The organism is Pseudomonas shahriarae (assembly GCF_014268455.2).
GTDB lineage: Bacteria > Pseudomonadota > Gammaproteobacteria > Pseudomonadales > Pseudomonadaceae > Aquipseudomonas > Aquipseudomonas shahriarae.
Map to the genome: position 1 here is coordinate 3,427,214 of NZ_CP077085.1, position 20,301 is coordinate 3,447,514.

Here is a 20,301-nt window from a genome sequence, read left to right on the forward strand (position 1 = left end):
TTACACCCGCAGGCATCGGTACGCCGACTGACCCAGCGTTCTCAGGGAGATGTATTGAACATGCAACGCAGGCTTACAAATCGTGCGCGACCTCTGGTTTTCACCGTAGGGCTTTGGTTGTGTGGGGTCGCTGTACTGTTTTTGATCAAGGCCGCCGTTGAAGCCGTCGAAGGGCCTATCAGCAAAACCTGGATCGACTTGACCCTGGTGCTGACCGCCTACCTGTTTTTTTTCTTGTTGGATCCACTGCAACAGTGGACAGCCAATCGGCTGCGTAAACGCGCCCGACGCAAAAGCCGTTACGAACAAGCCTCGTCCTGAGGTCGCGCAACCTGTATTTGCGGAGTCCCCCCTTGTCTGAACCTGGCGAAAACCTTCAGCTTGCCCTGGATATATTCCTGAGCCAGCACCCCGATCTGCGCACCGAACTGGACACGCTGAACCCCTTGGCGGCCCAGGCCAAGCGGGAAACCATGGCGCAATACCGGGCCGAGCGCCTGCATGAGGCCTTTGAGGCCGAGGCAGAAGCCCGCAACCTGTTTGCCTGGGAACTGACACTGCAACTGATCAGCCAGTCGCCACAGGAGTTCGAGGCCAAGCGCCTGGAGGTTCACAAGGAAGTGGCCCAGATGGCGGGACTGGAGTGGGCTGAGTATTGTCAGCTGCATGGTCTGGCAGACAGTTCACCTTAACGGGCAGCGAACCAGCGGCCCACCACCGAATGTTCACACTGCATGGCCACTTGCAACTCGTCGAGGGTGATGGTTCGCCGCTGCGGGTCGCCATTGAGCGCTATTTTCAGTGCCGGCCAGCAACGCCGGGGCAGTTGTCGCGGAGGCGCCAGTCGCGCGCCTTGTGTACTACGCCTGCCCAGCGCCAGGTCATACACCAGACACGCTGCACCATAGACCTCGCTACTGGCTGACAGGGGTGCGCCGTCCAGCAGTTCCGGGGCGGCATAGGCCGGTGTCCAGGCAGTGAAGCGCTGTGGGTTCAAGGCCGGCAGCCCGGACAGCGGCGGCGCAAGCGCCTGGGCAAGGCCAAAGTCAAACAGGCGCACCCCGTCATCGCCCAACATGACATTGCTGGGCTTCACATCGCCGTGCAACACACCTTGTCGATGGATGTAACCCAGCGCGTCCAGCAGCCCCGTTGCAATACGCCGCAGTTCTTGCCAAGGCACCCCGCGCGGGCAGTCGAGCAACAACTGGTCCAGGGTCGCGCCACTCATCAGCTCCATGGTGAAGAACGCCACTTCGCTCGCCGTATCCACATCAAACGAAAACACCCGTACCACGCGCGCGTGCCCCAGGCTGCGGGTCAGGGAAAACTCCCTGTAGAGCAGCAGGTGCGCATCCTGTGACTGGGCAAGGCTTTCACCGAGAACCTTGAGTGCCACCAGGGGCCTTGGCTCGCCGAATTGCTCGTGGAGCAAATCACGGGCGCGATAGACAATCCCCATGCCCCCTTCCCCGAGCACCCGTTCAAGGCGATAGCGGCCGCCCAGCAACATCGGCAGCGGGCTCGATATGAGCGGGGCACAGGCGCCAGGCTGGGGCTGGTTTTCCATCATGCTTGCATCACCAGGGCCGTCAGATTATCCCTGGCCTGACCACGCAATGCCCCGTCGAACCCGCGATCCAGCATCAATTCGGGTGTTCCGGGTTCAACGCCTCGCCCATTGCGTTGCGGCAGGTGTCTTGCCATGGGCTCATAGTTGCTCCGGTATGCGGAAGGTCCGCCACGTCGCCATCTCGAACGGGTTCGGCGTGCGCTGGCTGGTCAACAGATAATGGGCTCGCAGGCCGCCGATGTCCGCCTTGAGCAGGCGCGCATCGCGGCCATTCGAGGGTTCGCCTTGCAGCAAGTCAAACAGGCGGAACAGCGACCATGGTCCGCTGTTTTTCTCGATGCCCATTGGCCGTTGCGCCATACCTTCCAGCACCAGGCTGCTGCGCCCGTCCTCGGTATCGGTGGGCCACTGGAACAGCATCGGGACAATCGGCCCGTGGCGGTATTCCATCTGTTGGTCGCCGAACCGCAGAATCGCTCGACTGACCGTGGGGTCCAGGCTGTATGGCGCCAGGGTAAAGCGCACCCCCGGTTCACTCGGGTCATCGGCGAAGAACGCCTGGCGTATGGTGCGCGCCTTTGCCAGTTGGTCCAGCAACGCCCGCGACATCGGCAGGCTGCGGCCATCCAGGCTGCGCAACCGATAGCGGTCGCCGTCCCCCATCACAAAAGGCCGCAGGTCGTCGTCAAGAAACCGCGCCATCACCCCTTGGGGCTTGAAGAACTCGCGAAAATCATTCAGGGCCACGTCGCTGCTGGCATGGGCGCTGAACGGGTAGCGTTGCTTGATCGCCGAAGCATAGAACCCATACACCTCACTCTGATAGCGCCGGTTCAGGTGGCGGTAGGCCTCGTCAAGCACCAGGCGCCAGGTGTCATCAGTGACACCCGCGAGCCAGCCGTTGAGGGGAGCCGGCAGGCGCGCCGTAGCATTGCGCAGGTTGCCCAGGGCGTCCTGTTGTCCCTGCATGCGCCGCTTGACCAGCTCAAAGGCGGCTCGTTCAGGCCGGTTCTCCCGCCCAAGGGCGGCCAACTGCAGATGCACCTGGTTGAGGGTTTGCAGCACCTGGGACAATTCTGGCCCAGGGTTGTCCTGCTCATCGAGCAACTGATGCAGTGATTCAAAGCGCCGCTGCACTGCGCGCTGCGGGGTGTCGGGCAGCCGTTGCGCGACACTGTCCACGGCCGCCTGGGCCACCGGCGAACCCGACTGAAGCACCTCCAGGCGTTCGACAGGGCTTGAAAAACGGGTGTTTTCCCGGACCTGCTGCAGCAACTGCAACAACGGTGAACGGGCTGATGTCAGGCCCGCCAGCTGCTCGGCAATTTCGCGGGGGCTATCGTTTTCCTGCAAGCGCACCTGGGCCAGCGCCGCCCCCCAGGCCTGGGCATAGTCGCTGAAATACTGTTGCTCCAGCTCGACCATCAGTTGGCGCAGGCCCATGGCACTCAGTTCTGTACCCTCCCCCAGTACCCAGTTATCACGCACGATGGCCGCGACCATCCGAGTGCCCTGCACGGCAAAGAACTGACGGTAGCCCTGCTGGGTGAAGAAGCCAGGAATGGGTTGGTCAATGCCGGCGAACACTTGCTCCTGGGGGTCCAGGTGTTGCGCGAAACGATAGGGTTCAAGCTCGCTGCCCTGTTCACGCAGCAGACGGTAGATCACGCCAGCCAAAGGTTGCGCTTTCAAGACCTGGCGAGCCTGGGCCACCAGGGTTTCGTTGAGGGGTGCCACAAAGGGTTGCGCAAGCAATTGTGCAAAATGTGCATTCAAACGCTTCTGCAGGGCAGTGTCGCCAGGGTAGCGCAGCGACCATAGCTCGGCGACGCGATCCATCAACCATTGTGTGTCCCGCCGCTCAGGCAGATTGAGCATCAGATAGGCCCGCAGGCTGAGAAGCAACTGCTGACGGTCGTGCAAGTTGCTGCGCACCTGCTCCTCCAGCATGTCGCTGACCCGTGCCATCAGGTGCTGGAGCAATGCCTGGCGGTAGGCGGTGTCCAGCACCGGGCGGCTCCTGTCACCTTGGTACAAACCTGAAAACTGCAACCATCCCGCACCTTGCGGTGCCGGAAAAACCTGCGTGGCCGCCCATCGACGGTCCAATAGTGGAACTATCGCCACGCTCGGGTCTTCTGCCGCCTGCCGAGGAGCCGGAGACCGCGCCAACTCCCGCAGTTGTTCCAGGCGTTGATGATTCTGCGAATAGCTGTACATCCACAGCGAACCTGCGCCGCCGAGCACCAGCAAGGCAGCCAGGGCCAGGCCTCGCTGGCGCCGGCGGATCTGCGCGCGCTCCCGGTGGTCCAGGCCGGCCAGGTCGACCTCGCCGAACACCACCCGGCTGAACAGGCCCTGGATAAACCGTGGACGCTCACCGGCGCTGGTCAAGTAGAAACCGCGCAATGCGTTGACGCGCTGGTAACGATGGGCAGAAAACGCCAGTTCGGTAAACAGACACAGGCGCTCGCCGATCTGCGCCACCTGCCGAGGAAAATCCACCATACGCCCGCGGCGCTCGCCGCTGCGCTCCAGATGCAGGCGCTGTATCAGTTCCCCGCTCAAACGCTGCAGCACGGCTTCAAATGCCTGGCGCACCTGGGCGTTATCGGTTCCCGCCGTGCCGGGTACGATGGGCTCGCCCAACAGACCGTCGCTGCCCTGCCCCTCCGTTCGCTCGAAGAACTCGACAAAACCGGGCAAATGGTCCGCCTGAGTCAGCACCAGATAGACCGGTAACTCCACATGCAAGGTCTGCTGCAGATCGTGAAGACGGCTGTTGAACTGGCGCGCGGCAACGCTCAGGTCCTGCTCGCTGCCATTGAGTAGGGTATCCACCGACAGTGTCAGTAGCACGCCGCTGAGCGGGCGCGCACGGCGCCGGGCTTTCAACAGCGTCAACAAAGTCGCCCAGCCGCCACCATCGACCTCACTGTCGGCATGGGCCAGGTAGCGCGCCGGGGTGTCGATCAGGACCCCCTCATCGGCAAAATACCACTCGCAATGGGGTATTGCGCCGGCAGTGTGGGGGGCGCCGCAATCAGTCCGGTCCAATGGCAGCTGCATGCCACCCGCCTGCAACAGGCAGGTCTTGCCACTGGCGCTGGCGCCCATCACCAGGTGCCAGGGTAATTCGTTGCGCCAACGTTCGCTGCGTTTGCCATAACGCCGCGCTGCCTTGAGGGTGTGCAGCGCTTCCTTGAAGCGGCCACGCACGTTGTGCTGTTCGTGCTCCACAAGGCCCTTGCGGGACTTAGGCAGCGCCTGGTCCGGGCCGCAAGCCTGTGCGGGGGATTGTGCGGGGGTGCGCCGCTGGGCAAAGACCATTGCCAACCCCCAGGCCAGGAACAAGCCGCTGATGGTCAATAAGCGAGATGTCGCACCGAGCCAGAAACGCTTGTCATCGACCGCCAGGAGCGGCCCGAACCGCCACACGGTCCACGCTAGCAACAGTACCAGCAGCAAGCTCCAGACCCAGGTCAGACCCAAGGCAGAGGCCAGCATTTTGAATAGATTTTTCATGGATCGCTCCCTGCGCTACTGCGGTGTCCGGATGATGTCGGTGGTGGTCGGCAGATAGGCTTTGAGCACGCTCTCGCGCTGTTCTCCAAGCACCCAGGCGAACCCTGAATACATGAGGGCCAGGCCCATTACGACGAAGACCCAGACCCAGGTTGCAGAAACAATGCGCATCGCCTGCCGGGGTTTGCGGCTGGACGGTGGCCGGGGCTCACTGGCCAGAGGCGCGTGGCCGCGCACATGGATGATCTGCCGGTATAAAGCGTCGCGAATGCCGTCCAATTGCAGCAGGCCACGCTCCATCACCCGATATTTGCCTTCAAAGCCAAGCGCCAGGCAGACGTACATCAACTCCAGCAGCGCCAGATGCTTGATCGGATCCCTGGACAATCGCTCAAGCAGCTCGAAGAATTTTTCGCCGCCAAAGGTTTCGTTATGAAAGCGGCTCAACAGGCTCATCTGCGACCAGTCGCTCTGACTGCCCCAGGCCGTGGTCACCACCGCTTCGTCTATTACGCTACACAGCACGTAACGCGCCGCCGTGATCTGGCTGTCGAGGATTGCGGCGTGGCGGGCGCGGGTTTCAAACAGCGTAATGCCCGATGACAACCGATCATTGAGCGCGTGCAGGCCTTCACGGGCCGTGCCGCCCTTGAGCCGGACCACCTCCGACAACAGGTCCCAGGCCGCTGTCACCAGCGGGTTGAGCCCCAGCCTGAAGTGTTCTGCGCCCTGCAAATGGGCGGCGTACATCATCCGGTCCTCAAGCTGTTCAAAGCGCGGTGGTGCCTCGAAATCCGTGATGGCGCCCTGCGCCGGGCCAAATCCATGACGATCCAGCAGGACCGTCTTGTCATCCTGCGGGTATGTCCTTTCCATCGTCATCGGTTCAGTTCCTGATAGCCCAGAATTTCAATTCAAGATCGGCAAACTCGCCGCTGACATGGAAGGCGAATCCACCTGAATGTGCCAACTGCTCCAGGTCGCGGGGGCTGAGTTCGAGCATGAAATAGGTTTTTTCGGCATGGAAAGGAATCTGCCGGGGCGCCACAGGCAACGGCTTGACGCTAATGCCAGCCAGGTGCAGGTTGACCAGCTCGCGGATCCGCTCCACCGGCCCGATTTTCAGGTGCGCTGGCAACCGCTGGCGCAACACCTCCGAATCGCTGCGGGCACTGGCGGCCACAATGAAGGTCGCAGCGCCCAGCAGGTTCAGGTCGTTGACCGGGCACACCAACACCCCGTATTGACGGGGCTGCAGCACCAGCTCAATGGCGTGTTGCTCGAGTACCATCGACAACACCGCACGAATTGCCGCCATCAGCTCACGGAAGCACGGTCCCTGCTCGCTATGTTGGTAGCGCCCATCAAAACCGGCGCGTTTGGTAGCGCTGGAAAACGTCGAAAGCTCCCCCAGCAACGCCAGTAGAGCCTGGTACAACACGTCGGGGCCCAAGCGGGTCTGGTCCAGATAGTGGCGCAGGATCAACTCCGTACGGTTGATCAACTGCAACATCAGGAAGTCCCCCATCTCGGCCCCGGCCGCCTGGCCAGCGTCCTGCAAACGCTCGGCAATCGCGTCCCCGCGGAACGCCAACAGGCTGACCACCTCCTTGAGGCAGGACAGTAAAAAGGGCGACCCATGAAGGTGCATGAACGTCGGCGAGAACAGGCTGTCGAGGGCTACAACGCCCTGGCCGTTACAGTCCAGGACCTGTGCGACTTTGAGCCTGACGTAGGTCTGGACGTCATGGTCGTCGCCAAGCAGCAGGCGAAAATCCGGGCGGGCGCAGGTTATGGCGCAGCGTGTGTCTTCGCCGGCATTGGCGTCTCCCACTTCCACTTCGTAAGCGGTGTAGCGCGCCACTACATCAGCTTGCGCCGGGCGGCGAACCTCGACGGCATTGCCGGCAACCATCGGCAACGCCAGGTACACCGCCTGGCTGCCGCTGTTTGGAGGAATTTCCAGCACCAGCGGCGCGCTCAGGTCACGCATATCGAACAGCGTCCCATCAGGCAGCACGCCACTGGCCTGGCTGACCACCACCTTGCCCATCTCGAGATACTGCGGGTCGATTTCCAGGGTCAGGAAGCCCCAGGCATAGCCCTGTGACAACTGGCTGCGGCGGGCCAGTTGCTGGTGGTAGTAACGGTCGTTGTGCTGCAGATGCTGAGGGCGCAACAACATGCCCTCCTGCCAGGTGACTTTATCGAGCAGCATGTGAGTCACCTGCCTGGGTCGGCTGCCAATCGGCTGCGCGCACGCCCGCTTCATCGAACAACAGTTCGACACGGGTCCGCGAGCCAACGGCCAACGGCACGACATAGCGCCAACGTGCCTGGGGCAAATCCCGGTAGGCCGCCAACACCCCGATGTAGCGGCCGCCCGACGTTGCCCTGAGCTTCAGCGGGACCTGCTCACCAGGGCGCAACTCCCATTCTTCGCTGCTTATCAGGTCCTTGGGCAAGGTGCTTTCGGCACGTCCATACAGGCTGAAAAAATCCGCGTTCTCGAAGGCCACCGGATTGCTGAGCTCCAGCAAACGCACCACGATAGGCGACGGCCGACCATTCAGATCCGGGTTGACCTGATCGCTGGCATTCAGCGTCAGGTCCAGCTTGGTCAGCTTCGAATAGGGGGACAGGTTGCTGCAGCCGGGCAACAGGCCCATCACAGCGAGTAACAGAACAAAGGTGAAGCGTGACATGGGGATCATCCAGAACAAGTACTGTGAAGGGTGGAAACCAGGCGCACCTGCTCCCGGTAGGCGTTGGCAAAGTCCTCGCTCAGTAAGCGCTCACTCCAGCCTTCGTCCTCGACCAGGCGCTGATAGTGGCGCAGGTAGGCGCGCCAATAGGCGCCGCTGGTGGGGAGCCGCGGCGTGTTGCCCTGCTGTTCGAAACGCACCAGCAACTGGCCCGGGGCAAACGCCGCCAGTGCGCCGCGCACGGCGGCACGACAACCCGCGAGCACCGCGACCTGATGCACCTGCAAATCGCGGTAAGCCTGGATAACCGCCAGTTCGGCTGGCAGCCCCTGCCGCTCACCGCCCAACATGGCCTCCAGGGAATCGGCACCGCCCATCAAGGGAGGCTGGTCGCTCGGACGCCCTAGCGAAGCGCTCAACTCACTTTTCAACTCTTCGTGGGTGTGCAGGTTCTGCTGCAACCCTTCGACGGCCTGCCTGAGCAAGCCCGCGACCTTGATTGCCAGCGCTTGCCGCCCTGGTTCGTCGAGCGGGTCCAGGCACACGCCCAGCGCCTTGGAAAACGCCCCCCAGAACAGCGCGTGGTCGTTACCTGCCGGGGGGCTTTCTGCCGCTGGTGCAATCTGCGGGGCAGGCTCTACCAGGGTCGGCACAGTCACATGCTGGCGCTCGACCGTGCTGGTGTCCGTCCAGCGCGTTTCCTCTGACTGATGGGCCTGGCCGGGCATGGCATACAGCGGATCCAGCTGCAGGAACGCGTCATCCGGAATCAGGTTGTCGCTGTGACTCACGGCGCCAGCCACCGCCACCAACTGCGTGCGAATATCAAACGGGCCCATCCGAAACACCATGCCTTGACCAATAGGCCGGGCCTGGCCCTTGCGCAAGCGCACGGCGCTGTCCCCCAGGCAAATGCCATTGCTGCTGATGTCCGTCAGAAAGTACTGATCGTCACGAAAGCTGATCAAGGCATGATGATTGGACAACTGACGGCTGGGATCGGGAATGACCCAATCACAATCGGCACCACGGCCAATCACCCCGCCGGCGCCGTCAAACACTTTGTTGCGGGTCGAGCCGGGCATGCCTTGCCAATTGCCACAGATCTCAAATATCAACTGCATACGGGGCCTCCGGGCTTATTGCGGGTACTGGTCGGGCCGCGGATCTCCCAGCGGCCGATATTCATCGTCGTCAAACACGTAATTTGCCGTACAACCACTCAGCACCAACATCAGCAGAACAAGGACTAATACCTGCCACCGAGAAACAATCATCACGCCTCTCCCATTGAAATAAATCCGTCCGAGCGCAACAGCCGGCGCCTGTCAGTCAGGGCTGGTGTCATTCAGCGCTCCCCCTTGATGCTTCACCGAAAGGGATATTCAGCCGCGCGAGGCGGTACAACAGGGTGCGCCTGGCGACTCCCAGCTCGCGGGCGGTGCGGGTGCGATTGCCGCGATTCTTGTGCAGGCAATCAATCAGCAAGCCACGTTCGACGCGCTCCAGGCGTTGGCGCAGCGTTGCGTCGCTGGCCTGTGTGGAGGACGCCAATGGCAACGACAAATGTTGCGGCAGGATCACCCCGTCGTCGCACAACAACACCGCGCGCTCCACCAGGCACTTGAGTTCGCGCACGTTGCCGGGGAAGCTGTGGCTGGACAGTTGATCCAGGGCCTGGTCCGACCAGGACACCGGTGCTCGCCCCTGGGTCGCGCAGGCCTGGCCCGCAAAATGGCGAGCCAATTGCCGTGCATCGCCTTCGCGATGGCGTAGGGCCGGCAGCTCGATTGGAAACTGCGCCAGCCGGTAGTAGAGGTCCTCGCGAAAGCTGCCCTGGGCCACCATTGCAGGCAGGTCGCGGTGGGTGGCGGCAATGATCCGTACATTCACTTTATGGGCGACGCGGGCGCCCAGCGGGCGTACTTCGCCCTCCTGCAATACCCGTAACAACTTGGCTTGCAGTGACATCGGCATGTCGCCGATTTCATCGAGCAGCAACGTGCCGCCGTTGGCGGTATCGAACAGCCCCGGTCGGTCCCGGTCGGCGCCTGTAAACGCGCCTTTGCGATAGCCAAACAGTTCGCTCTCCAGCAACCCTTCCGGGAATGCCGCGCAGTTCTGCACGACAAAGGCCTTGGACCGGCGCGGGCCCATGGCATGGATCGCCCGCGCGACCACCTCCTTGCCCGTGCCGGTCTCGCCGCGCAAAAGCACGGTATAGGTACTGTCCAGCACCTTGCCGATCAGGCGGCAGGTCTCATCCATCGCCGTACTGTTGCCGATCAGGCCGAAGCCGTTGGGACGCAGAACGTTATCGCGCGCCGAATGGGCCGGCGGCGGGCAAGGCTCCGGTAACAGCGACCGCTGGCGCAGCGCAAACACCGCCAACTGCCCCAGTGTCGTGGCGTACCCCTGCAGGTCGATGCTGCGTTCGGTTACGCATAACAACACGCCCTTCACAGCAAGGTGGCGATGGGTGACGGGGACGCACAGCAACGATTGCCAGGGCGCCGGGCCTGACGGAATAAAAGTCGTGTCATAAATGCTGTCTTGCAGGCCGCGGATGCTCAAGGTGCGCTTGTGCTCCAGGGCGAACTGCAGCAATTGCTGGTGCTGCTGATCAACTGCTGCACGTGCGCCGATATCCCCAGGCCCTGCATCTCGCCGGTATTCGGCAGCCAGCACCAGACCACGGTCGCCCTCATCTGCCAGGTACACCTGGCTGAGCGAGCACTGGCTCAACTGCACGGCGGCATGGGCAAGTTGGCCAGGCATACTTGCCCGATCGCTGTCGATGCCCATGTGCAAGAGCCACTGCACCAGCTGTTCGGCAGGATCAAGCGCCTGTGACAACGGGTTCTCCCTCATCACGCAAACTCACAGATTACGTGACCGTCGCCATCCAGCGTCCCGTGGGCACGCTGCAGATGCTCGTCCCTGGCCATTGCCTCAAGCAGGCGATCGACAACCAGGGGCAATAGATTGGCGTCGATCCATTGATCGACATACCGCGCCCCGCTGTCGGTGTGGGTACAGCGCTCTGCCAGGTAATCGACCAGCCGCGGGCAATAGCTGAACGCTAACTGGCGCTGCAACAAACGCTGAGCCAGGCGCTGTAATTTGCTTTCTACCAATTCCCGCAGCACCGCTCCGTTGATCGGGTAGTACGGCACTACGCGCATACGGGCCAGCAGCGCCGGCTTGAAATGCTGCTTGAGCAGCGGCGCAAGTGCTTCCTGCAACGCTTGTGGGGTGGGATGCGGTGTGGCCCGGCACAGGTCGATGGTGCATTCGCTGCCAAGGTTGGAGGTCATCAGGATCAGGGTGTTGCGAAAGTCGATCTCACGTCCCTCACCGTCATTGGCCCGCCCTTTGTCGAAGACCTGGTAGAACAGGTTCATCACACCGGAGTGCGCCTTCTCGACTTCATCGAGCAGCAGCACCGAATAGGGCTTTTGCCTGACCGCCTCGGTGAGGACGCCACCTTCGCCATAGCCGACATACCCGGGCGGAGCACCTATCAGGCGCGACAGTGAGTGTGGCTCCTGGTACTCGGACATGTTGATAGTGGTCAGGAACCGCTCACCGCCATACAACAGCTCGGCCAGGGCCAGTGCCGTTTCTGTCTTGCCGACGCCACTGGGGCCGACCAGCAGAAACACGCCCACGGGCGCATCGGGGCGGTTCAGGCCTGCCGCAACCGCACGCATCGAGCGATCCAGCGCCTGTACGGCGTGCGCCTGGCCAAGAATGCGCGCCCGCAGATCGGTGGCGAAATCGCGGACCTGGGTGCTGTGCTCGCAGGCCACCTGGCTCAGCGGAATTCCCGTCCACGCGCTGACTACTTCCGCCACCAGCCGTGGGCACACTTCGAAGCTGACCAGGCGCTGGTGAGATTGCTCGGCCAGCAGACTGCCGTGGGCCTCGCACAATTGCTGCTCAAGCACCTCGATTGCCTGCCCCGACTGACGAGCCTGGCTCACCTGTATGCGCAGGGCCAGTATCGCTTCGGCCATCTCGCGCTGGCGCGTCCAGCACTGCTTGAGGTGCTCGTGTTCGCAACCGATGGTTTGCAGGCGTGCAGCCAGAACCTGCAGCGCGCCCGGATCTATAGGTAACCCAGCGTCCCTATCGCGGCAAAGCGCCTGGTGCTGGCCGGTGCTTTCAGCCAGCTGCGCCGCCACGGCCTGCAACGCCGGCGGGGCTGTCACCAGGCTGATGCGCACACGGGCGCAGGCCGTATCGAGCAGATCCACGGCCTTGTCGGGCAACTGTCGCCCCGCCAGGTAACGGGCAGACAACTGCGCGGCGGCAACCACGGCGTCATCGCGCACGTACACGCCATGGCTGGCTTCATACACCGCAGTGAGACCCCGCAGGATGGTCACTGCGTCATCGACACTGGGCTCCTGGACATGCACCGGCTGAAAGCGCCGGGCCAATGCCGGATCCTTTTCGAAGTATTTCTTGTACTCCGACCAGGTGGTGGCGGCGATGGTACGCAGCTCGCCACGGGCCAGCGCCGGCTTGAGCAGGTTCGCCGCATCGCCGCTGCCGGGCGCGCTGCCGGCACCGATCAAGGTGTGTGCCTCGTCAATAAACAGGATCACCGGCACCGGTGAGGCATTCACTTCGTCGATAACGCCCTTGAGCCGCCGCTCGAACTCGCCCTTGATGCTGGCACCGGCCTGCAGCAGCCCCATGTCGAGGACCAGCAGGCGCGTATCCTTGAGCACTGGCGGCACTTGCCCACAGGCGATCTGCCGGGCCAGACCCTCGACCAGCGCAGTCTTGCCGACACCGGCCTCACCGACAATGATCGGATTGTTCTTGCGCCGACGCGCCAGGATATCGGTCAGTTGGCGGATTTCTGCGTCGCGGCACAATACCGGGTCAACCCGCCCCTCTAAGGCTTGCTGAGTCAGATCATGGGTGAAGCGCTGCAACAACGACTCATTGTTGGCGCCGGCTGTCCCACGGGAACCCTCAATCTCGGCGCTCAGGGCGAATTCAAGCAGGCGCTGCGCATCGAGGCGCGCCAGCAGCACCTGATAACGACTGCCTGCGTGAGACTGTGGGTTACGCAGCAAGGCGAGGATCAAGGCTGCGTCACCGACCTGGGATTGCGCCAATTCCAGTTGGGCAACCACCAGCGCTTGCTGCAACCATTGCACCAGCAACGGCGCAAACACCGGATTGCGTGAAGTGCCCTGGCCCACCCTGGGCTGCAGGGTGGCTTGCAACTCGCCCTGTTCGACACCGGCATCTTGCAGCGCGCGCACCAGCAATCCTTGCGGGTGCTCCAGTAGCGCCAGCAACATGTCCTCCACCAGGACTTGCGTCCCGCCCCGGGTCACACAGCGTTCGGCGGCACGCTCCAGGTCTCGGCGAGTGTGTGTCGTCAACACGCGAATCAGTTGTTGCAAGTCCACATTCATCATCGTCATCCGTTTCTACCGAGTTTATTGGCCAGGGTGAGCACGCCATCCGCGCGCGCCTGCCCCATCCAACTGGTCCATCCCAGCCGGCACACATTGCGCTGGCCTATATGCAGCGCCCGCACCTCCTCAGTACGCAGCACCAGACGCAGGTCATAGTCCAGCGGATCGCGCACGGCGAAACGCACCAGCGCGCCGAACGGAGAGTGGCTTGCGCCGGTGGGCAGAAAATCATGAAACCGCTGCCAGTCGAGGTTCTGGATATGCACCCTGAACTTGCCGGCACGGTCGACGACCTGCCGCCCCAGGACCAGGTTCTGGCCCAGAAGGCTGCTGGCCTGACCCAATTGGTTGCGTTGCCTGCGGGCAATCACCACCTTGCGCTTGACGCACTGTTCGATCAGCAACTGCGGGTGCTTGAAGTAGTAACGCAGCACCGTTTCGATAAGCGCCGCCGAATGGGCGCGCATACCCAGCAAGCCCAGGTAGGGCAGCAGGCGCTTCCAGTCCAGTTGCGTCGCGCCCCGAACGGCACGGCCGCCCAGGCCTATCAGGGCGAACATCTGCTCGGAAAACGGGTCGCTGGCTCCCGCCCGAAAGCACGCCCGGTAGCGGTACTTGCGCCACAAAGGCAGCATCAACCGATGCAGGCGGTGGTGAAACAAGTCGAGAAAGTCGCCGACAGGATTACCGCCCGCCCGTTCGGTCAATGCGTGTTCACCATAAAACGCCGGCAGTGGCGAATTCGCCCCCACCAGTCCCAATACGTTGAGGCGCAAACGTGCGCGCAGTTGCCCGCCCTCGACAAAGAACGTCACCCGGTCAATATCGTTGCCGGGAAACCCCAACCCCGGGTTGGCCTGGAACTCCAGGCGTTCATACAGCGCCTCATCGCCTAGGGACGGATGGGCGTCACGCAAACGCTCGATCACCTGCGAGATCGCCTGGAACAGCGAGTACTCGCGAATGGTCCGCGACAGTTCGGTTAAAGCAGAGCCTGCAGGCCCATCCGGGATGGCCATAGGTACACCTCTCCTTGTGTGCTGGTAACACGCAGTTCGTGATACGAGTTGAGGCTCGCATACAGGGCAAAAAACTCGTTGAGGACCGAGGCAAACACAAACAGGTCGCCCTCTCCGAGGAAGTGCTGGAGGTCGACGGTCAGGTCGATTGCCACACCTCGAATCGGCAAACCGCCGTGTAATCTGTCAATCGGCCGCTGGCTGATCGAGCGCAACCCGCCCAGCCTGCGGATGCTGACTTTTTCCGCCTGGCGATCGTGGTAGCGCGGCAGGTCATAGGTCTCGAGCACCACTTTCAGCGCATTGATATCGCTCAGGGACAGGTAGTTGAGCGACATGTTGCTGATCAGCTTCCAGAGAAAGTCGCTGTCCAGCGGGGGCGCAATGCCAGGGGTGGCTGCCGTGATATTGCTGAAGGACAGGAATTCGGGTGTTTGCTCGCACGCTTGATTGATGTCACCGATACGCAATTTGCGCGGCAAATCATGGTTGGTGCAGGTCATCTCGACAGACAGGGTTTCCTGATCACCGGACTGGCGACTGCCAAAGCTCAGGTAGGTATCCAGCCCGCTGTGTTGCACGGAGGGCCGCTGGCGGATGCTGTAGCACGCGGTCTGCTCATCGTGCTCGAACGACTCGAATGGCACATACGTCTGGTAGCCCAGGCCACCCGGACGCCATCCCGTGACCTGGTCGACGGAGAACACCGCGCAATGACCTGGCGCATAGTCAGCCCCCAGCAGCAGATACTCGTCCTGCCGGCCATCCAGTCGGATCGGCACTCCATCGTGCTTGAACAGGTTGACCACCGGCGTGCAAAACAGCTTCACGTTGTCCAGTGTGGGCTGCACCTGCTCGGGATTGCGCTGGCCAAGCTTGAAGCGCAACTCAACGCCCCGCACCTGTTTGAGCACGTCAACCGGCAAGGTTTGCAGAACATCCAGACCACCGACGTCGACAAACAGATACTTGTCTGGAAACGCAAAATACTCCTGCAGATGCCGATACCCAGTGAACGCATTTGGCGGATAAGGCAGCAATGCCTCTGCTTCTGAAAAACCTGCTGGCTGAACCTCGCAGGCCGGCAGTTGCAGTGACCGCACCTGCCCGTCATGGGCCAGCAGCGGTTCGCCCTGGCCATCGAGTAGCAGCAGTTCGATACCGTGCAGGTGGCGCAGCAGACTCACGTACAGCATCTGGCTGACGTAGCGTTCCCCGGCAAAATGCAAGCGCAGGTGCTCAAGCAACAGTTCGCCCATATGTCCTTCGGCGGTCATCTCCAGGCGCAGGCTCAACAAGGCACCCTCCCCCTGGGCCGAGTAATCCAGCGCGCTGATTTGCAGGGGAAGCACATCCGTTGCATAACAGGTGCGAAAACGGCAACGCTCACCGTCAATCGCCACACTTTCCACCGGCGTGTCCCGCTCGACCGTGACTGCCGGCCCGGCACGCAGCAGCGGTGCGAACTGCAACATGCTGAACGCGGGTAATGGGCGCATGTAGTTGGGCCACAACAGGTGCATCAGCGAATGGCTGAGCTCGGGCAACTGGTCGTCGAGCTTCTGTCGCAAGCGGCCCGTCAGGAACGCAAAGCCCTCAAGCAACCGCTCGACATCCGGATCCCGGCCACTGTCCCCGAGGAACGGGGCAAGCGCCGGATTGCGTTCGCAGAAGCGTCGCCCCAACTGCCGCAAGGCATTGAGTTCGCTCTGGTAATAGCGGTTAAAGGACACCTGGGGCGACCTCGACACGTCCGTTGCCCGTCAGGCTTGCGCAAAACACCACGGTTTGCACGACGCCGTCGATGGTCAACGCGCCCTGGATATCAAAGGCCAGGGCTAGCGGGTCGCGATCCCGTGGCAACGCAACGACCCGTACGTTGCTCAAGCGCGGTTCGTAGGCCGCGATAAACCGCTCGATCAGAAAGCGTGCCTGGCTGAGGGATTCGTGCAGGCTCAGACGCATGTCATTGAGGTCCGGCAGGCCATAGTCGGGCAGCGTCTGCACACTGCCCGCTCGGGTGCTGAGCATGTTGCCCAGGTGGGTGGCCACCGACGCGGCGACACAGGCGAGTGGCGTGCGCCCCGTCGACTGAGGCGCGGTGCCTGCAAGGCGCTCAAGGAAGCCGCTGTAGTGACTCATCTCAGGCCCCCGGCTCATTCTTTATCGAGCTTGCCAACCAGGAACAGGGTGAAATCCGCCCCCATGTATTTGAAATGCGGGCGTACGCTGAGGTTGATGCGATACCAGCCCGGCTCGCCATCGACGTCACTGACGACGACCCGTGCCGCCCGCAGCGGTCGTCGCCCCCGCACCTCGGCGCTGGGGTTCTCCTGGTCGGCCACGTACTGGCGGATCCACTTGTTGAGCTCCAACTCCAGGTCGGTGCGCTCCTTCCATGAACCCAACTGCTCGCGCTGCAGCACTTTCAAATAGTGCGCCAGGCGGTTGACGATCATCATGTACGGCAGTTGGGTGCCCAGCCTGTAGTTCAACTCGGCGGCCTTGCCCTCGGCGCTGATGCCGAAGCGCTTGGGTTTCTGCACGGAACTGGCGGAAAAGAACGCCGCGTTGTCGCTGCCCTTGCGCATCGTCAGGGCAATGAAGCCCTCCTCCGCCAGCTCGTACTCACGACGGTCGGAGACCAGCACCTCGGTGGGGATCTTGGTTTCGATTTCGCCCATGCTCTGGAAGTGATGCAGCGGCAGATCTTCCACCGTGCCCCCGCTTTGCGGGCCAATGATGTTGGGGCACCAACGGAAGCGGGCGAAGCTGTCAGTCAGGCGCGTGGCAAAGGCGTAGGCCGTATTGCCCCACAGATAATGCTCATGACTGCTGACCACATGCTCGTTATAGGCGAAGGTCTTGACCGGGCAGTCCACCGGGTCGTAGGGCGTTCGCAGGAGAAAGCGTGGCACCGTCAAGGCCACGTAACGGGCATCCTCGCTCTGGCGGAAGCTCTGCCATTTGGCAAACTGCGGCCCTTCGAAATGGTCTTTCAGATCCTTCAGGTCCGGCAGGCCGGTAAAGCTCTCCAGACCGAAGAAACCCGGCCCGGCGGCGGCAATGAACGGTGCATGAGCCATGCAGGCGACGCTGGATACGTATTGCATCAGCTTGACGTCAGGCGCGCTGGGCGACAGGAAATAGTTGGCGATGATGGCGCCGACAGGCTGACCACCAAACTGACCGTATTCGGCGCTGTAGGTATGTTTGTAGAGGCCCGACTGCACAACCTCCGGCGAGTCCTCGAAATCGTCCAGCAGGTCCTGCCGCGAGACGTTGAGCAGCTCGATCTTGATGTTTTCCCGGAAGTCGGTGCGATCCACCAGCAGCTGCAAACCCCGCCAGGCCGCTTCCAGTGCCTGGAAGTCGGGATGGTGGAGGATTTCGTCCATTTGCCGGCTGAGCTTGGCGTCGATCTCGGCAATCATGCGGTCCACCAGTTGTTTCTTGACCGGCTCGCCTCGGTTTTGTGGCTTGATCAATTCCTCGATAAAGGCCGCCACACCGCGCCTGGCGATGTCGTAGGTTCCATCATCGGCCGTCAGGCGGGTCTGGGCGATGATGTCGTCGAGAATGCTGTATGCGCTATCCAGGGGGGTGGCCTGGGCGCTAGGGCTAGTGGTCATAAGGTCAGTGTCCTTTTACTGAGAAAGTCATGGGTCGGGGCTGTTCAGCCCCAGTTCGGCCAATACCCGTGCACGGGCCTGGTCATCGGCCAAGGCGCTTTCTATGGCCTTGCGAAAGCTCGGTGTATTGCCCAGGGGGCCTTTGAGCGCGACCAGCGCCTCACGTAACTCCATCAGCTTTTTCAATTGCGGAACCTGCTCGACCAGTTGGGCCGGGTTGAAGTCCCGCATGGCGTTGATGCGGACCTGGATGGGCAACTCATCGGCTTCATCGGTTTCCTGCAGTCGATTGGGAACACCCAGCTGCAGACTCAAGGCTTGCTTGGCCAGCACCTCGTCGAACGTGTTTTTGTCGATACCGATGGGCTTGCGGTCTTCGACCTTGCGTGTGTCTTCGCGCTGGGTGAAGTCACCCAGGACCAGCAGCTTCAGGGGTAGCTCAACCTCTTCCTGGGCACCGCCTATGGCCGGCTTGAACGTGATGTTGATGCGTTCCTTGGGGGCGACCGAACCTTCTTTGGCCATGATGTTTCTCCTTTGCGTAATGACGGAAAACCTATTGGAGTACCGCTTCCAGATCGACCTGGCACAGCTTGCGATAGACATCGTCCTTGCGCTCGCGCAGACCATGGCCCTGGGGCAATACGTCGTAACAGGCGTACAACAGTTGCAACACCTCCAGGGTCAGGTCCGGTTCCCAGCGATGCAGGCTGCCGTGCTGCAACTCCTGCTCAAGCTGTTCAAGCTGGATCCTGGCCAACTCATGCTTGGCACCCTGGATACACAACCGAGCCAGGCCCAGGCGCCAATAAAACCGGGCACGGTCACCTCGCGCAGCCTGCATGGCGTTTTTGTAGGCCTGGACAGCGGCCTTCAGCCCCTCCTTGCGCAGCAACGGAGCGACCGTCTGCAAGGCCTCCTCCCATGGCGCCGGACCAACTCTGGCAATATTCCTGGGCGGCACCCTTGCCTGCAGGTGGTGACTGACCTGGCTGTCGATCCACCCGCGAGTGGTAGCGTCGGCAAAGGGTGTTCCATCGTGGAAGCGCAATTGAGCGACCCCCGGTAATCGTTGCAGCAACAGGGCGAACTGAATCTCTGTCTCGACCATCGCCAGTTCGGCCTGCAGCGCCTGGAGGCACTCCCAGAGCATGCGCACGCCGTCAAACCAGAAAGGCGCGCCCGCCAGGCTGGCCTCAAGCTCCAGCAACAGGTCGGCGTAATGCCCTTGGGCAAAGCGCTCCTGGTAGCGCTTGAGTTTGTCGGGCAGCAACCCACGCAACGGCGTTATCTGTTCGCTGTTGCTGTCGGGAAGACCAGTGATACCCAGCCAGCCCAGCGTCCGGTTCAGGCGCAAGGCCCGCAGGTCAGTGGCGTTCTGGCGCAGCCACCAGGTACACAGCGGTCGAGCGCCGTCCTGCAGCGTACGCAGGAGCCTGTGAACGTCTTTTTCGTTGTTCACCACCGGCTCAGGCGCCAGCAGTTGGGTCGCGACCTGCTTGACCTGGGCAACCACCCCGCTCACCCCGGATGGCGGCGGATCGTTCTCCTGGGCCTGTTGCAGCTTGTCCGCCAGTTGCCTGCGCGCAGCCAGTAGCAACGGCGCATCGTCCCCCAGGTGCCTGACCCACAACTGGTCAAGGTCGGACAATTGCTCGGCCAGGCACTGGAACAGGGAACGCTGGTGCTTGAGCGAAAAACTCTGCGCCAACACCGGTTCAATGCGCTGTACCAACCAGCCAAAGGCCGCAATGCGGGTACGCTGCTTGAGGGGGTGAACCGTCGCCCAATGGTGCTCACACAGGTCGCGCAACAGGCCGAGCCCGGCGAGCAGGCCGGAAAAGGACTCGCGTTGATACAGAGCCCATGTCAACCAGGCAACCACCCGCAAATCCTTGGATTCGTGACGCAACAAGGCTTCACTTTGGTCCACTACGGACTGCCAGTCCGGCTGGCTGTTGCCATGGATCGAGCGGGCTTTTTCCAGCTCACTTTCCAGCGCTTCGTATCCCGCCGAAAAACGCATATCCTCCCCTGCAAAACAGTCAACCGAAATCGGCGACCGGGCAAGTTTCAAGTAATAAGCAGAAAGTTTGTCTGAATAAACCATGATGGCCGCAGTGTGCTGATCAATGCTCAATTAAAGTAGGGCAAGCATCTATATAAACGCCAACACCTCACTTACTGAATTCCGTTTCCGTGTAGCGACAAGTACGAACCATAGCCAGCTGTATTTTATTGGGCAAGTCAGCCAGGCGCACTTAAGGAGATTCCTACAAAATCAAAGCAGCCCGCAATTTTGTAACTAAGCGTGCTCAACGACCCTCTTCCCACCCAATAAAACAGCCCATTTTATTGGGCGACATACCTGCCAGCACCCTTGCGCAAAAAGCTGCGCACACT

Annotated in this window: 17 protein-coding genes; 2 read left to right on the forward strand and 15 right to left on the reverse strand. The window is 61.8% G+C overall.

Annotated features, from left to right (window positions below; genetic code table 11):
- Positions 1-60 precede the first annotated feature (60 nt).
- Both HU773_RS15175 and HU773_RS15180 read left to right on the forward strand, forming a co-directional pair.
- Complete coding sequence (locus HU773_RS15175; protein WP_057436888.1) at positions 61-321, forward strand: hypothetical protein; 261 nt, start codon at positions 61-63, stop codon at positions 319-321.
- A 32-nt stretch (positions 322-353) separates the two neighbouring features.
- A complete protein-coding gene (locus HU773_RS15180) occupies positions 354-692 on the forward strand; it encodes a DUF6388 family protein (RefSeq protein ID WP_057959356.1) in 339 nt (112 codons plus the stop codon).
- Here the strand turns inward: HU773_RS15180 and HU773_RS15185 are convergent.
- From HU773_RS15185 to tssA, 15 genes are all read right to left on the reverse strand, one after another.
- Positions 689-1,570, reverse strand: coding sequence for a serine/threonine-protein kinase (locus HU773_RS15185; RefSeq protein ID WP_225923882.1), 882 nt, complete (start codon positions 1,568-1,570; stop codon positions 689-691). The genes HU773_RS15180 and HU773_RS15185 overlap by 4 nt on opposite strands.
- 141 nt (positions 1,571-1,711) lie before the next feature.
- Complete coding sequence (gene tssM, locus HU773_RS15190; protein ID WP_186625176.1) at positions 1,712-5,098, reverse strand: type VI secretion system membrane subunit TssM; 3,387 nt, start codon at positions 5,096-5,098, stop codon at positions 1,712-1,714.
- Between the two features lie 15 nt (positions 5,099-5,113).
- Complete coding sequence (gene icmH / locus HU773_RS15195; RefSeq protein ID WP_057959353.1) at positions 5,114-5,980, reverse strand: type IVB secretion system protein IcmH/DotU; 867 nt, start codon at positions 5,978-5,980, stop codon at positions 5,114-5,116.
- Positions 5,981-5,984: 4 nt separating this feature from the next.
- Positions 5,985-7,316, reverse strand: coding sequence for a type VI secretion system baseplate subunit TssK (tssK, locus tag HU773_RS15200; RefSeq protein ID WP_186625178.1), 1,332 nt, complete (start codon positions 7,314-7,316; stop codon positions 5,985-5,987).
- On the reverse strand, positions 7,303-7,803 hold the full coding sequence (tssJ, locus tag HU773_RS15205; protein WP_186625180.1) for a type VI secretion system lipoprotein TssJ: 501 nt from the start codon (positions 7,801-7,803) through the stop codon (positions 7,303-7,305). Before tssJ ends, tssK begins: the two co-directional genes overlap by 14 nt.
- 5 nt (positions 7,804-7,808) lie before the next feature.
- The gene (gene tagH, locus HU773_RS15210) at positions 7,809-8,927 is read right to left on the reverse strand and encodes a type VI secretion system-associated FHA domain protein TagH (RefSeq protein ID WP_128592972.1); all 1,119 of its coding nucleotides are present in this window, start codon (positions 8,925-8,927) and stop codon (positions 7,809-7,811) included.
- A gap of 15 nt (positions 8,928-8,942) precedes the next feature.
- Positions 8,943-9,080: a type VI secretion protein TagU gene (locus HU773_RS27440; RefSeq protein WP_115128353.1), complete on the reverse strand. Its 138-nt coding sequence runs from the start codon at positions 9,078-9,080 to the stop codon at positions 8,943-8,945.
- A gap of 67 nt (positions 9,081-9,147) precedes the next feature.
- Positions 9,148-10,674 carry a sigma-54 interaction domain-containing protein gene (locus tag HU773_RS15215; protein ID WP_120733288.1) on the reverse strand — a complete coding sequence of 509 codons (1,527 nt, stop codon included), beginning with the start codon at positions 10,672-10,674 and terminating at the stop codon, positions 9,148-9,150.
- Positions 10,674-13,247 carry a type VI secretion system ATPase TssH gene (gene tssH / locus HU773_RS15220; protein WP_057959348.1) on the reverse strand — a complete coding sequence of 858 codons (2,574 nt, stop codon included), beginning with the start codon at positions 13,245-13,247 and terminating at the stop codon, positions 10,674-10,676. The genes HU773_RS15215 and tssH overlap by 1 nt, the downstream gene beginning before the upstream one ends.
- A gap of 2 nt (positions 13,248-13,249) precedes the next feature.
- Positions 13,250-14,266, reverse strand: coding sequence for a type VI secretion system baseplate subunit TssG (gene tssG / locus HU773_RS15225; RefSeq protein ID WP_057959347.1), 1,017 nt, complete (start codon positions 14,264-14,266; stop codon positions 13,250-13,252).
- On the reverse strand, positions 14,230-15,999 hold the full coding sequence (gene tssF, locus HU773_RS15230) for a type VI secretion system baseplate subunit TssF (protein WP_186625182.1): 1,770 nt from the start codon (positions 15,997-15,999) through the stop codon (positions 14,230-14,232). Before tssF ends, tssG begins: the two co-directional genes overlap by 37 nt.
- Entirely contained in the window at positions 15,989-16,408 is a 420-nt protein-coding gene (gene tssE / locus HU773_RS15235) for a type VI secretion system baseplate subunit TssE (RefSeq protein ID WP_115128358.1), read from the reverse strand. The genes tssF and tssE overlap by 11 nt, the downstream gene beginning before the upstream one ends.
- A 14-nt stretch (positions 16,409-16,422) precedes the next feature.
- Positions 16,423-17,898, reverse strand: coding sequence for a type VI secretion system contractile sheath large subunit (gene tssC, locus HU773_RS15240; protein ID WP_057959344.1), 1,476 nt, complete (start codon positions 17,896-17,898; stop codon positions 16,423-16,425).
- A gap of 27 nt (positions 17,899-17,925) precedes the next feature.
- Entirely contained in the window at positions 17,926-18,423 is a 498-nt protein-coding gene (gene tssB, locus HU773_RS15245) for a type VI secretion system contractile sheath small subunit (RefSeq protein ID WP_057959343.1), read from the reverse strand.
- 31 nt (positions 18,424-18,454) lie between these two features.
- Positions 18,455-20,008, reverse strand: coding sequence for a type VI secretion system protein TssA (gene tssA / locus HU773_RS15250; RefSeq protein ID WP_169989798.1), 1,554 nt, complete (start codon positions 20,006-20,008; stop codon positions 18,455-18,457).
- Positions 20,009-20,301 lie beyond the last annotated feature (293 nt).